The sequence below is a fragment of the Pseudomonas sp. P7779 genome (genome assembly GCF_013386315.1).
Classification (GTDB): domain Bacteria; phylum Pseudomonadota; class Gammaproteobacteria; order Pseudomonadales; family Pseudomonadaceae; genus Aquipseudomonas.
Window position 1 is genome coordinate 48,144 of sequence record NZ_JACARZ010000075.1, and the last position, 13,739, is coordinate 61,882.

Here is a 13,739-nt window from a genome sequence, read left to right on the forward strand (position 1 = left end):
CGGGAGGTCTTGCGGTGTCAGATCGGGCCTCTTCGGGAGCAAGCCCCCTCCCACATTTGATCGGGTTCACACGGTCAAAAATGTGGGAGCGGGCTTGCTCGCGAAGGGAGCACCTCGGTCCATCAGTTACTGCGCAGCAGGACCCACTTCACGCATCGGCTTGCCACGCACCGGCGCATCGCCTGCCACGTAGTAATCCGCAGTGCTGCGCGGCAGTGGCTTGCGGCCACGGATCTTGTCGGCGATTTTCTCGGCGATCATGATCGTCGGCGCGTTCAGGTTGCCGGTGGTGATGATCGGCATGATCGAGGCGTCAACCACGCGCAGACCCTGCATGCCATGCACACGGCCTTCGGCGTCAACCACGGCCATCTCGTCGGTGCCCATCTTGCACGAGCAGGACGGGTGGAACGCGGTCTCGGCGTGCTCACGGATAAACTTGTCCAGTTGCTCGTCGGTCTGCACGTCGATGCCCGGGCTGATTTCGCGGCCACGGTATTGGTCCAGTGCCGGCTGTTGCATGATTTCACGGGTCAGGCGGATGCCGTCGCGGAATTCCTGCCAGTCCTGTTCGGTAGACATGTAGTTGAAGAGGATGCTCGGGTATTCCCGTGGGTTCTTCGACTTCAGCTGCACGCGGCCACGGCTCGGCGAACGCATGGAACCCATGTGCGCCTGGAAACCGTGCTCTTTCACACCGTTGCTGCCGTTGTAGTTAATCGCTACCGGCAGGAAGTGATACTGGATGTTCGGCCAATCGAATTCTTCACGGGTACGGATGAAACCGCCCGCTTCGAACTGGTTGCTGGCGCCGATGCCGGTGCCGTTGAACAGCCACTCGGCACCAATGGCCGGCTGGTTGTACCAGAGCAGCGACGGGTACAGCGAGACCGGTTGGGTGCAGGCGTATTGCAGGTACAGCTCAAGGTGATCCTGCAGGTTTTCGCCGACGCCTGGCAGGTCGTGGACCACCGGGATGTCGAGGCTTTCCAGCAGTTTCGCCGGGCCAACGCCGGAACGTTGCAGCAGTTGCGGCGAAGCGATTGCGCCGCTGCACACCAGGACTTCCTTGCGGGCACGGGCTTCAACACGTTCTTCGGCAGCACCGATCAGGTAGCGAACGCCAACGGCGCGCTTGCCTTCGAACAGGACTTTGTCGGTCAGGGCGTGGGTGACGATGGTCAGCGTCGAGCGCTTCTTGGCCGTGTCCAGGTAACCGCGAGCGGTGCTGGCGCGACGACCGTTTGGCGTCACGGTACGGTCCATCGGGCCGAAGCCTTCCTGCTGGTAGCCGTTCAAGTCTTCGGTACGTGGGTAACCGGCCTGTACGCCGGCTTCAACCATCGCGTGGAACAGCGGGTTGTTGCCGGCCTTTGGCGTGGTCACGCTGACCGGGCCGTCGCCACCGTGGTAGTCGTTCGGGCCGATGTCGCGGGTTTCGGCTTTACGGAAATACGGCAGGCAGTCCAGGTAGGTCCAGTCTTCCAGGCCCGGCAGTTTCGACCAGTTGTCGTAGTCCATCGCGTTGCCGCGGATGTAGCACATGCCGTTGATCAGCGAGGAGCCGCCGAGGCCCTTGCCGCGACCGCACTCCATCCGGCGGCCGTCCATGTGTGGCTCTGGATCGGTTTCGTAGGCCCAGTTGTAGCGACGGCCTTGCAGCGGGAATGCCAGGGCGGCTGGCATCTGGGTACGGAAATCGAAACGGTAGTCTGGGCCGCCGGCTTCCAGCAGCAGGACGGTGACGCCTTCGTCTTCGGTCAGACGGGTCGCCAGGGTGTTACCGGCGGAGCCGGCACCCACAATGATGTAGTCGTATTCTTGGGACATTGAATGCACCCTCGTGAAAGTTGGTTCAGGCTGCTTTTGTGGCGAGGGAGCTTGCTCCCGTTCGACTGCGCAGCAGTCGCAAAGTCAGCGCTCGAGTTCTGTCTGAAAGAACTGCGGTACCTGGCATGGGGCTGCTTCGCGGCCCGACGGGAGCAAGCCCCCTCGCCACATGGGCCATGCCAGGCTCAATCAGGTTTTAGAACACCGAGGCGTAGTCGCCCAGCTCAACCTGTACCGATTTGATGCGAGTGAAGTTGTTCAGCGAGCTGATCCCGTTTTCACGGCCCACGCCCGACTGCTTGTAGCCGCCCACCGGCATCTTCGCGTCGGACTCGCCCCAGGCGTTGATCCAGCAGATACCGGCTTCCAGCTGATGAATCACGCGGTGGGCGCGGTTCAGGTCCTTGGTCACCAGGCCAGCGGCCAGGCCGAAGTCGGTGTCGTTGGCACGGCGGATCACTTCTTCTTCGGTGTCGTAGGTGAGGATGCTCATCACCGGGCCGAAGATTTCTTCACGGACGATGGTCATTTCGTCGGTGCAGTCAGTGAACACGGTCGGGGCCACGTAGGCACCCTTGGCGAATTCACCGTCGGTCAGACGGTCGCCGCCGCACAGCACGCGGGCGCCTTCTTCTTTACCTTTGGCGATGTAGCCGAGCACGCTTTCCATGTGGGCGAAGCTGACCAGCGGGCCGAAGTTGGTGTTTTCATCTTCCGGGTTGCCGATGCGGATGCGGGCAACGCGCTCGGCGATCTTGGCTTCGAAGGCGCCTTTGAGGGCGGTCGGAACGAATACGCGGGTGCCGTTGGTGCAGACCTGGCCCGAGCTGTAGAAGTTGGCCATCATCGCGATGTCGGCGGCGCGGTCGAGGTCGGCGTCGTCGAAAATGATCAGCGGGGATTTGCCGCCCAGTTCCATGGTGACTTCCTTGAGCGAAGAGCTCGAAGCGCTGGCCATGACTTTCTTGCCGGTGTCGGTGCCGCCGGTGAAGGAGACTTTCTCGATGCGCGGGTGTTCGGTCAGCCAGGTGCCGACTTCACGGCCGCTGCCGGTCAGGACGTTGAACACGCCATCCGGAACGCCGGCGGCGGTGTAGATTTCAGCCAGTTTCAGGGTGGTCAGCGAGGTGACTTCGCTTGGCTTGAAGATCATCGCGTTACCGGCCGCCAGGGCCGGTGCGGATTTCCACAGGGCGATCTGGATCGGGTAGTTCCATGCGCCGATACCGGCCACGACGCCCAGCGGCTCGCGACGGGTGTAGACGAACGAGGTGTCACGCAGCGGGATCTGCTCGCCTTCGATGGCGGGCACCAGGCCTGCGTAGTATTCCAGCACGTCAGCGCCGGTGACGATGTCGACGTATTGGGTTTCGGAATACGGCTTGCCGGTGTCCAGGGTTTCCAGGGCGGCCAGTTCGTCGTTGCGCTCACGCAGGATATCGACGGCACGACGCAGGATGCGCGAACGCTCCATGGCAGTCATGGCGGCCCAGATTTTCTGGCCCTTTTCGGCGCTGACCACAGCGCGCTCGACGTCTTCTTTGGTAGCGCGTTGCACGTTGGCGAGAACTTCACCGTTAGCCGGGTTGATGGCTTCGAAAGTGGCATCGCTGCCAGCGTCGGAGTAGCCGCCGTCAATGTAGAGTTTTTGCAGTTCGAAACGGGCCATAAAGTCCTCGCAAGTGCATTAGTGGTTGGCGCGGTTCGGGAGTTGAGCGTTTATGTGTGCTCTAACTCACCTGCTTGGCCAATTGGAAATCCATGTATTCGTAAGCGATCCGTTGCGCCTGCTCCGTGTCGAAAGCGTCTCCCGACAGGGCGCCGCGCAACCACAAACCGTCGATCAGGGCCGCCAGGCCTCGGGCTGCGCTGCGTGCCTCGGGCAACGGCAACGCTCGGCGGAACTGGCAACACAGGTTGGAATACAGACGGTGATCGTTGATCCGCTGCAGCCTGTGCAATGACGGGTGGTGCATGCTGGTGGCCCAGAAGGCCAGCCAGGTTTTCATAGCCGGGCCGTTGACTTGGCTGGCGTCGAAGTTGCCTTCGATGATCACCTGAAGATGGGCCCGCGGGCTGTCATCTTTCAGCGCCAACCGGCGCTCGGTGACGTTCTCGATCAGCACGTTCATCAGGTACCGCATCGTGGCGGCGATCAGGCCATTCTTGTCCTGAAAATAGTGACTGATGATGCCATTCGAGACACCGGCCAGACGGGCGATCAGCGCAATGCTGGCATCCCCCATTCCGACCTGATCGACGGCCGTCAATGTGGCTTCGATCAACTGCTGGCGGCGTATGGGTTGCATACCGACCTTGGGCATCGTGCACCTCTCCTTAGGCCTGCCAACGGGCGATAAACGTCCGTCGGCTTGAGGGCCAGTCTATTTTGTTTTGATTGAACGTTCAATCAACAAAGAATAAGATCTGCGACAAATGGTCGCTGCCTACAGGTATTTCCTACGTGCATGTGGCGCCACCTGACATCGGGAAAACCCATGAAACAGCCCGGCACAGCGGTTCGCCGGGGGTTTATGGTTTTTCGGGGTGTCTTTATACACCCGTCCGTCGACTGCCGAAAAATCGATGGCTCGGGTCAAGCGTTGCCTTGTGTTTCTCTGCACTGCCCGGAGCATCTGTGCCATGAGTTCTGCCTCTCTTATAAAGACCCCGCCAGAAAAGGTGCGGGTCAACGGTTGGGTGTTCTACACCTCCACCGCGCTGATTCTGTTGTTGACCGCGATTCTGATCATCGCCCCGCAGGAAGCCGGCAGGATGCTCGGTGTGGCCCAAGCCTGGTTGTCGAAAAGCTTTGGCTGGTACTACATGGTCGTGATCGCCGCCTACCTGGTGTTTGTGGTGGGCCTGGCGTTTTCGTCCTATGGCAAATTGAAACTGGGCAGCAAGGACGACACCCCGGACTTCAGCTACGGCGCCTGGGCCGGCATGCTCTTCTCGTCGGGCATCGGCATCTCGCTGCTGTACTTCGGCGCCTCCGAGCCGCTGGACCACTACTTCAACCCGCCTGAAGGCGCATCGGCCACCGGCGAAGCTGCACGCCAGGCGTTGCAGTTGACGTTCCTGCACTGGGGCCTGCACGGCTGGGCGATCTACGCACTGGTCGGCCTGGCCGTGGCGTACTTTGCCTACCGTCATAACCAGCCGCTGGCCCTGCGCTCGGCGCTGTACCCGCTGGTGGGCGAGCGTTGGGTCAAAGGCGCGGCCGGTCACGCGGTGGACGGCTTCGGCATGTTCGTGACCCTGCTGGGCCTGGTGACGAACCTGGGGATTGGCTCGATGCAAGTGTCGTCCGGGCTGGAAAACCTGTTCGGCATGCAGCACAGCAACACCAACCTGCTGATCGTGATCATCGTGATGAGCACTGTGGCGACCATTGCCGCCGTGTCGGGTGTGGAGAACGGCATTCGCCGCCTGTCCAACCTGAACATCGTGCTGTTCAGCGGCCTGCTGATTTTCGTGCTGCTGTTCGGCCCGACCCTGCACCTGCTCAACGGCTTCGTGCAGAACATCGGCGACTACATGAACGGCATCGTGCTGAAGACCTTCGACCTGTACGTGTACGAAGGCGACGCCGACAAGACCGAACGCTGGATGGGCCTGTGGACCCTGTTCTACTGGGCCTGGTGGATTTCCTGGGCGCCATTCGTGGGCATGTTCATCGCGCGTATTTCCCGTGGTCGCACGGTGCGTGAACTGGTGGCCGGCGTGCTGCTGATCCCGCTGGGCTTCACCCTGGCGTGGCTGTCGATCTTCGGCAACTCGGCCCTGGACCTGGTGGTGAACCATGGCGCGGTGGAGTTGGGCAAGACGGCGCTGGAACAGCCGTCCATGGCGATCTACCAACTGCTTGAGCATTACCCGGCGTCGAAAATCGTCATCGGTGTGTCGATCTTCGTGGGCTTCGTACTGTTCCTGACCCCGGCGGATTCCGGCGCGGTGATGATGGCGAACCTGTCCTGCAAGGGCGGCAACGTTGACGAAGATGCGCCGCATTGGCTGCGGATTTTCTGGTCGGCGGTGATCACCCTGGTGACCATCGGCCTGCTGTTCGCCGGTAACTTCGAAGCCATGCAAACCATGGTGGTGCTGGCGGGCTTGCCGTTCTCGGTGGTGCTGGTGTTCTTCATGTTCGGCCTGCACAAGGCGATGCGCCAGGACGTGGCGATCGAGTTGGAGCAGGCGCAGTTGGCCGAGCGTGGTCGGCGTGGTTTCAGCGAGCGTTTGACTGCCCTGGACCTGCAACCTAGCCAGGGTACCGTGCAACGCTTTATGGACAAGCACGTCACGCCGGCGCTGGAAGAAGCGGCGACTGCGTTGCGTGACCAGGGGCTGGAAGTGCAGACCCTGCTGGGCAAATCCAAGCGCTGCATTGGTGTGCGCATCGAGATGCAAGAGGGCAATCCGTTTGTCTACGAGGTCAGCCTGGATGCTTATTCGTCGGCACCGAACGACTTGCCCGAGGAAGAACGCACGCGCTACTACCGCGCCGAGGTTTACCTGCACAACGGGCCTCAGGAATACGACCTGATGGGCTTCACCCAGGAGCAGATCACCCGGGACGTGCTCGATCAGTTTGAAAGCCATCGGCAGCTCCTTGGCCGTGTCTATAGCTGAGTGTTGAAAGGACAGGTGGTGTCGTTACTGACACCACCTGAGCAAAATGTGGGAGCGGGCTTGCTCGCGAATGCGCAGTGTCAGTCAGTACATCTGACACTGATACACCGCATTCGCGAGCAAGCCCGCTCCCACATTTTTTTTGCGGTGTCTGTTAGCCCAGGTTCTTGCCCAAGAGGGCGTGATAGAGCTCGCTGTCACCCAGAATCCCCACCACCTTGTTGTTGTCCTGCAGCACCAGCTTGTTCCCTGTCTGATACCGAATCTGCAACGCCTCACGCATCCCGATATTCGAATCCACCAGCGTCGGCATCCGGCCCAGGCCCTCCACCGATTGCCCCGGTGCCCAGTTCTGCAGGTTCAGCACCGAACCGTTCTGCCGCGCGCCCTTGATGGTGTTGCCTTCGGCCAGGTCCAGCCACGAGTCACCGCCCGGGTCCAGGCTGATGGAGCCGTTGACATGGGTGCAGTTATCCACCGTGCGCATCAGGCTGCGGCCACACAGCACATTCAGCGGGTTGGTGTGGGCCACAAAGGTCCGCACATAGTCATCCGCCGGGTTCAGCACGATCTCTTCCGGCACGCTGTACTGGATGATCCGGCCGTCTTTCATGATCGCGATGCGGCTGCCGAGTTTCAGCGCCTCATCCAGGTCGTGGCTCACGAATACGATGGTCTTGCTCAGCTTGCGTTGCAGCTCCAGCAACTCATCCTGCAAGCCCTGGCGGATCAGCGGGTCGAGTGCCGAGAAGGGTTCGTCCATCAACAGGATATCGGCGTCCATCGCCAATGCGCGGGCCAGGCCGACACGCTGCTGCATGCCACCGGAAAGCTCGTCGGGCTTCTTGTTGCGCCACTGCGACAGGCCCACCAGTTCCAGCTTGTCGTCCACCAGCTTGCGCCGCTCTTTTTCCGGGCGGCCCTGCATCTCCAGGCCGAAGCTGATGTTCTCGCGCACCGTCAGCCAGGGCATCAGGGCGAACTTCTGGAACACCATGGCGATGCGCTGGGTGCGCATCATTTTCAGCTCGGCGGGGGTGCAGGATGCGATGTCGATCTGCCGACCTTCATGCTCCACAAACAGCTTGCCACGGCTGACGGTGTTCAAGCCGTTGATGCAGCGCAGCAAGCTCGACTTGCCTGAACCAGACAGGCCCATCAGCACGCAGATCTCGCCTTTCTCGACATCCAGGCTGGCTTTTTCAACGCCGACAATCTGCCCGGTCTTTTTCAGGATCTCGTTGCGCGTCATGCCCTGGTCCAGCAGCTTGAGCGCCTCGCGTGGGTCTTTGGAGAAGATCACGTCGACATTTTCGAATCGGATAATGCTCATGCATCACCCCCTACTTTGGCGTCGGGTTGTTTGCAGATGCGGTCGAGCATGATGGCCAGCAGTACGATCGCCAGGCCGGCTTCAAAGCCCAGGGCGATGTCGGCGGTGTTCAGCGCGTTGACCACCGGTTTGCCGAGGCCGTCGGCGCCCACCAGGGCCGCGATCACCACCATCGACAACGACAGCATGATGCATTGGGTAATGCCGGCGGCGATGCTCGGCATGGCGTGGGGCAGTTCGATCCGCGAGAGCAACTGACGGCGCGAGCAGCCAAAGGCCTTGCCGGCGTCCATCAACTCTTGCGGCACATCACGGATACCCAGGTAAGTCAGACGGATAGGCGCGGCAATCGCAAACACCACCGTGGAAATCAGCCCGGGCACCACACCCAGCCCGAAGAGGGTCAGGGTAGGGATGAGGTAGACGAAGGTCGGTACGGTCTGCATCAGATCGAGCACCGGCCGCATCAGGGTGTAGAACATCGGTTTGTGCGCGGCAACAATGCCCAGCGGCACCCCGATCACCACGCAGACCAGGGTGGCGAACAGCACTTGCGCCAGGGTCTCCATGGTTTCCTGCCAGTACCCCAGGTTGAGGATCAGCAGGAAGGAGGCGATGACAAAAACGGTCAGGCCCCATTTGCGTTGAATGAAGTGAGCGAGCAGCGCAATCAGACCGATCAATGCCAGTGGATTGAACCAGGTCAGCGCGAACGTCACGCCGTGGATCATCGTTTCCAGGGTCGATGCGATTGCGTCGAAGTAGGCGGCCCCGTGTTGGGTCAACCACTCAACGAAGGCAGCGATGTACTGGCCTAGCGGGATTTTATGTTCAGTCAGCATGGTAGTGAATGTCCACATGCGAAGAGGAAAAACATCCCGGGCCAGCGTACCGGCCCGGGGTCAGCGGTTTACTTGGCGAGGTAAGCTTTGACGGCCTCCAGTCCTGGTTTGCCATCGACCGTGGTGACACCGGCGAGCCAGGTGTCGAGCACTTGCGGGTTCTTCTTCAGCCACGCCTTGGCGGCGGCGTCAGGCTTCATTTTGTCGTCCAGGACGTTACCCATCAGGGTGCTTTCCATGTTCAGGGTGAACGACAGGTTTTTCAGCAACTGGCCCACGTTGCTGCATTGCTGGGTGTAGCCCTTGCGGACGTTGGTGTAGATGGTGGCCTGGCCGTAGTTGGGGCCGAATGAATCATCACCCCCGGTCAGGTACTTCATCTTGAAGCGGGTGTTCATCGGGTGCGGTTCCCAGCCGAGGAACACGATGGCCTGGTCGCGCTTGGTGGCGCGTTCCACCTGCGAAAGCATCCCGGCTTCGCTGGATTCGACCACTTTGAAACCGGCGGTTTTCAGGCCGAAAGCGTCCTTGTCGATGAGGGTCTGGATGGTCCGATTGCCGTCGTTGCCCGGCTCGATCCCGTAGATCTTGCCGCCCAGCTCATCCTTGAATTTGACGATGTCGGCGAAGTCTTTCAGGCCCTTGTTGTACAGCGCTTCCGGTACGGCCAGGGTGTACTTGGCGTTTTCCAGGTTGGCGCGCACGGTTTCCACGGTGCCGGCATCACGGTACTGCTTGATGTCGTTTTCCATGGTCGGCATCCAGTTGCCGAGGAAGATGTCCATGTTCTTGCCGTCGGCCAGGGACTTGTAGGTCACGGGTACTGAAATCATCGTGGTGCGGGGTTTGTAGCCGAGGCCCTTGAGGACTTCGCTGGTGGTGGCCGTGGTGACGGTGATGTCGGTCCAGCCGACATCGGAGAAGTTGACGGTCTGGCATTGCGCCGGTTCTGCAGCGTGAGCCACGACTGGCAGACTCAGCATGGCGGCCAACAACAACGACGGGGAACCTTTCATGGGGGTGGACTCCTGGTGTTTTTCTGGCGGCAATAACACCGCGCTTATAGGTGTTGCGGTTGGGCGTGCGGCACAGCTCTGCCACGCAACTGTGCAAACGAGTCGAGACTGATCATGTACCAGTGAAAATCTGACGCCTACAGGGGGCGTCGTATCCAGTACAGGGATGGTCGTATCCAGTGTCGGTGACGTCGCTTACAGATTTTTTCCACGGCAAAACTGCACTTTTTACCGATCTGCACCGCAAAAAACGGCCAAAACGTCGCCTTCCACAACAGCGGCGCTGATGAGCATGGGTACGTCGGTGTGAGACGCCGTGAGCGCCAACAAAAGCTTGATGATGGCCGCATCTGGGCGGATTGCGACATGAGCGTAGCAGCTCCGTCACCAGGCGTTATGTGCGCCTGGCCTGTGCTCATCGAGGAGTTTCACGGCAATGGCTATCAGCGTTTTCGACCTGTTCAAGATCGGCATTGGGCCTTCGAGTTCTCACACCGTCGGCCCCATGCGCGCCGCGGCGTTGTTCGTTCAAGGATTACGTGAACGTGATGTGTTGGAACAAGTCAGGCGCGTCGAAGTTCAGCTGTATGGCTCCTTATCGGCCACGGGCATCGGTCACGGCAGCGACAACGCGGTGATCATGGGCCTGATGGGCGAGTGGCCGGACGCGATCGATCCGTCACAGATCGGCATCCGCATCGAAACCCTGCGCGAGACCAACACCCTGCTGCTGGACGCACGTTTGCCGGTGCCTTTCTTATGGGCGCGGGACATGCGCCTGATCGACGAAAACCTGCCGTTCCACCCCAATGCCATGACCCTGGTGGTGTTTGGTGATAACGGCGAGCTGCACCGCGACACCTACTACTCGGTGGGCGGCGGATTCGTGGTGGATGAAGCCCAGGCCAAAAGCGGCGTGGCGGACATGGACCGCACCGAGCTGCCCTATGATTTTTCCAGTGCGGTGGAACTGCTGCAGCTGTGCAAGACCCACAACCTGCGGGTCGCTGAGCTGATGTTGGCGAACGAAAAAACCTGGCGCTCGGAAGAAGAAATCCGCAGCGGCCTGATGAAGCTTTGGCGCGCCATGCAGGATTGCGTGGAGCAAGGCCTAAAGCACGAAGGCATCCTTCCCGGCGGCCTCAATGTAAGGCGCCGTGCAGCCAAGTTGCACCGCAGCTTGCAGGAGCTGGGCAAGCCGAACGTGATCGGCTCGACCTTGAGCGCGATGGAATGGGTCAACCTGTTCGCCCTGGCGGTGAATGAAGAAAACGCCGCCGGCGGGCGCATGGTCACGGCACCGACCAACGGCGCGGCGGGGATCATCCCGGCGGTGCTGCACTACTTCATGAAGTTCAGCGAAGAAGTGACCGAGGCCAACGTGGTCGACTACTTCCTCGGCGCGGCGGCGGTGGGCATCCTGTGTAAGAAAAACGCGTCGATCTCGGGTGCCGAAGTCGGCTGCCAGGGTGAAGTCGGCTCGGCGTGCGCCATGGCGGCGGCGGGGTTGGCGGAGATCCTCGGGGCTACGCCGGAGCAATTGTGCAACGCGGCGGAGATCGGCCTGGAGCACAACCTCGGCCTGACCTGCGACCCGGTAGGCGGGCTGGTGCAGGTGCCGTGCATTGAGCGTAATGCGATTGCCGCGGTGAAGGCGATCAACGCGGCGCAGATGGCGCTGCGGGGGGATGGCCAGCACTTCATCTCGCTGGACCGGGTGATCCGCACCATGCGCGATACCGGGGCGGATATGCATGACAAGTACAAAGAAACATCGCGGGGTGGGTTGGCGGTGAGTGCGGTGGAGTGTTGATCCGGAAAGACCGCGTCGCCTGCATTCGCGAGCAAGCCCGCTCCCACATTCGACCGAGTTCCTACTGAAAAAACGCGGTCAAGTGTGGGAGCGGGCTTGCTCGCGAATGCGGTAGACCAGGCAACACTGCTCATAAAGTGAACACCGACACCCGCAAGCGCCACCTTTTAGCGCGTCGCAATTAGATAAGTAGCTCCCGAACGATTTCCCCTCATGACCATCGGTCACCCGTGCTTGTGGTGACAGACTTTTCCCACGTCGTTTCTCTCCCTTCCCACAAGTGCTACCGATCTGCTCACACACCTTGAGCCTGCGTTCTCTCACGTCTTTTCTGGGTCATATCCCCCACTCCATGCGCGGGCTTATATAGACACGTCATGAGGTCGTTTTCAGGAGTTATTGAATACGCATTCAACTTTAGGCATGGCATTTGCTCTATCAATACAAAGCCTCTCGCCATAGGAGTTTCCTTAAGGCGATGAGCGCAATAACAAGAGCCTCGCCTGAGGCCATCACCCGCTTTGTGTGAGGAGATACCGCGATGACGTCGTTCAACTCCGGGGCTCAACCCCAGAACCGTGCGCCTCAATCCATCGGCTTTTTGCTGCTGGACAATTTCACGCTGATTTCCCTGGCCTCCGCAGTCGAACCCCTGCGCATGGCCAACCAACTCTCCGGCCGCGAGCTGTATCGCTGGACGACGTTGAGTGTGGACGGAAACCAGGTGTGGGCCAGCGACGGTCTGCAAATCACCCCCGATGCTTCCATGCACAAAGCCCCGGCCCTGGACACCGTGATCGTCTGTGGCGGCGTGGGTATCCAGCGCACCGTGACCCGTGAACATGTGTCGTGGCTGCAAAGCCAGGCGCGCCAATCCCGTCGCCTTGGCGCGGTGTGCACCGGCAGCTGGGCCCTGGCCTGCGCCGGCCTGCTGGACGGGTTTGATTGCAGCGTGCACTGGGAATGCCTGGCGTCGATGCAGGAAGCCTTTCCCCGCGTGGCCATGAGCACACGCCTGTTCACCCTCGACCGCAACCGCTTCACCAGCTCCGGCGGCACCGCGCCGCTGGACATGATGCTGCACCTGATCAGCCGCGACCACGGCCGTGAATTGTCGGCGGCGATCTCCGAGATGTTTGTGTACGAGCGCATCCGCAACGAACAGGATCACCAGCGTGTGCCGCTCAAGCACATGCTTGGCACCAACCAGCCGAAGTTGCAGGAAATCGTCGCGCTGATGGAGGCCAACCTGGAAGAGCCGATCGACCTCGATGAACTGGCGGTGTACGTAGCGGTTTCCCGGCGTCAACTGGAGCGGTTGTTCCAGAAATACCTGCACTGTTCGCCGTCGCGCTACTACCTCAAGTTGCGCCTGATCCGTGCGCGGCAGTTGCTCAAGCAAACGCCGATGTCGATCATCGAAGTGGCGTCGGTGTGCGGGTTTGTCTCCACGCCGCACTTCTCCAAGTGCTACCGCGAATACTTCGGCATTCCGCCGCGGGATGAGCGTGTGGGTTCCAACACCACGCAGCAGGTAGCGATGATGCCGATTCCGCAGGCGCTGGTGTTGTCACCGTTGTCCGGGCCGTTGTCGGCGTTGAGCCAGGCCAGGAATGAGTCGACTTTCGCGAGTGTAAGGCTTTAGACCGAGCCGCCTGCATTCGCGAGCAAGCCCGCTCCCACACTTGACCGCGTTTTTTCAGTAGGAACGCGGTCGAATGTGGGAGCGGGCTTGCTCGCGAATGCGGTATATCAGGCGCCAGAGTTCTGCCGAAATTGCACCAGCGCCGGCAACAACTGCTTGTCGATCGCCTGCCTCACCGCCGGCAAGATCGTCGCGCTGCCGGTGTACATCTGCTCAACCATACCCTTGAGCGCCTTGGCCCGCGCCGCGCTCAAGCCGCGCACCGCACACTCGCAAGCCTGCTCGGCGGTAGCGCCGCTGGACACCTCGAAACCCAACGACCGCAGCTGGCCCAGCAGGTCATCCTGGTCAATCAAATCCGCGTGCATCATGACGTTAATCCTTGTTAGGGGAGCGGGGGGATTGAAGTCGATTCTGGTAGGCCATCACCGAGTCGGCAAGGCCTGAATGCATGAATGTCCGGCACACCTATGAACAGGTCGTTTTCGGCTAACTCGCAAGGCAGGGGAGTGTGCACACTGGCATCAAGCAAGCAGCTTGAAGGTTTGGTCACCCTCGGGATGCGCCGCTCACACAAAGCACTCTGCCCCGATCCTGTAACGGCTGGATCGGGGCAGAGTGCTTT

At 60.7% G+C, this 13,739-nt stretch carries 10 protein-coding genes; 3 read left to right on the top strand and 7 right to left on the bottom strand.

Features of this window, described 5'->3' with window-relative positions; translation table 11 throughout:
- Nucleotides 1-126: 126 nt before the first annotated feature.
- The 3 genes from betA to betI all read right to left on the bottom strand — a co-directional run bounded on the left by betA (nt 127) and on the right by betI (nt 4,154).
- Nucleotides 127-1,830 carry a choline dehydrogenase gene (betA, locus tag HX869_RS21750; protein WP_178903629.1) on the bottom strand — a complete coding sequence of 568 codons (1,704 nt, stop codon included), beginning with the start codon at nt 1,828-1,830 and terminating at the stop codon, nt 127-129.
- Nucleotides 1,831-2,026: 196 nt separating this feature from the next.
- On the bottom strand, nt 2,027-3,499 hold the full coding sequence (betB, locus tag HX869_RS21755) for a betaine-aldehyde dehydrogenase (protein ID WP_003216900.1): 1,473 nt from the start codon (nt 3,497-3,499) through the stop codon (nt 2,027-2,029).
- Between the two features lie 61 nt (nt 3,500-3,560).
- Complete coding sequence (gene betI / locus HX869_RS21760) at nt 3,561-4,154, bottom strand: transcriptional regulator BetI (protein WP_003216902.1); 594 nt, start codon at nt 4,152-4,154, stop codon at nt 3,561-3,563.
- Nucleotides 4,155-4,530: 376 nt separating this feature from the next.
- On the opposite strand from betI, the gene HX869_RS21765 reads away from it, so the two are divergent.
- Nucleotides 4,531-6,465 (top strand): BCCT family transporter, encoded by a 1,935-nt coding sequence (locus HX869_RS21765; RefSeq protein ID WP_236260840.1) that lies wholly within the window; start codon nt 4,531-4,533, stop codon nt 6,463-6,465.
- A gap of 154 nt (nt 6,466-6,619) precedes the next feature.
- Here HX869_RS21765 and choV read toward each other — a convergent pair whose 3' ends face one another.
- From choV to HX869_RS21780, 3 genes are all read right to left on the bottom strand, one after another.
- Nucleotides 6,620-7,798: a choline ABC transporter ATP-binding protein gene (gene choV, locus HX869_RS21770; protein ID WP_178903630.1), complete on the bottom strand. Its 1,179-nt coding sequence runs from the start codon at nt 7,796-7,798 to the stop codon at nt 6,620-6,622.
- A complete protein-coding gene (gene choW / locus HX869_RS21775) occupies nt 7,795-8,640 on the bottom strand; it encodes a choline ABC transporter permease subunit (RefSeq protein WP_003216909.1) in 846 nt (281 codons plus the stop codon). Before choW ends, choV begins: the two co-directional genes overlap by 4 nt.
- Nucleotides 8,641-8,708: 68 nt before the next feature.
- Nucleotides 8,709-9,656 carry a choline ABC transporter substrate-binding protein gene (locus HX869_RS21780; protein WP_178903631.1) on the bottom strand — a complete coding sequence of 316 codons (948 nt, stop codon included), beginning with the start codon at nt 9,654-9,656 and terminating at the stop codon, nt 8,709-8,711.
- Between the two features lie 436 nt (nt 9,657-10,092).
- Between HX869_RS21780 and HX869_RS21785 the strand changes: the two genes are divergently transcribed.
- Together HX869_RS21785 and HX869_RS21790 are read left to right on the top strand one after the other, a co-directional pair.
- The gene (locus HX869_RS21785; protein WP_177020218.1) at nt 10,093-11,469 is read left to right on the top strand and encodes an L-serine ammonia-lyase; all 1,377 of its coding nucleotides are present in this window, start codon (nt 10,093-10,095) and stop codon (nt 11,467-11,469) included.
- 541 nt (nt 11,470-12,010) lie between these two features.
- Nucleotides 12,011-13,114: a GlxA family transcriptional regulator gene (locus HX869_RS21790; RefSeq protein WP_003216915.1), complete on the top strand. Its 1,104-nt coding sequence runs from the start codon at nt 12,011-12,013 to the stop codon at nt 13,112-13,114.
- A 107-nt stretch (nt 13,115-13,221) separates the two neighbouring features.
- On the opposite strand, the gene HX869_RS21795 is transcribed toward HX869_RS21790, so the two are convergent.
- Nucleotides 13,222-13,485: a hypothetical protein gene (locus HX869_RS21795; RefSeq protein WP_003216918.1), complete on the bottom strand. Its 264-nt coding sequence runs from the start codon at nt 13,483-13,485 to the stop codon at nt 13,222-13,224.
- Nucleotides 13,486-13,739 lie beyond the last annotated feature (254 nt).

Bases quoted from the DNA above. Each gene is read 5' to 3' on its own strand.
- betA (WP_178903629.1), bottom strand. From the start codon at position 1,830: ATGTCCCAAGAATACGACTACATCATTGTGGGTGCCGGCTCCGCCGGT.
- betB (WP_003216900.1), bottom strand. From the start codon at position 3,499: ATGGCCCGTTTCGAACTGCAAAAACTCTACATTGACGGCGGCTACTCC.
- betI (WP_003216902.1), bottom strand. From the start codon at position 4,154: ATGCCCAAGGTCGGTATGCAACCCATACGCCGCCAGCAGTTGATCGAA.
- choV (WP_178903630.1), bottom strand. From the start codon at position 7,798: ATGAGCATTATCCGATTCGAAAATGTCGACGTGATCTTCTCCAAAGAC.
- choW (WP_003216909.1), bottom strand. From the start codon at position 8,640: ATGCTGACTGAACATAAAATCCCGCTAGGCCAGTACATCGCTGCCTTC.
- HX869_RS21780 (WP_178903631.1), bottom strand. From the start codon at position 9,656: ATGAAAGGTTCCCCGTCGTTGTTGTTGGCCGCCATGCTGAGTCTGCCA.
- HX869_RS21785 (WP_177020218.1), top strand. From the start codon at position 10,093: ATGGCTATCAGCGTTTTCGACCTGTTCAAGATCGGCATTGGGCCTTCG.
- HX869_RS21790 (WP_003216915.1), top strand. From the start codon at position 12,011: ATGACGTCGTTCAACTCCGGGGCTCAACCCCAGAACCGTGCGCCTCAA.
- HX869_RS21795 (WP_003216918.1), bottom strand. From the start codon at position 13,485: ATGATGCACGCGGATTTGATTGACCAGGATGACCTGCTGGGCCAGCTG.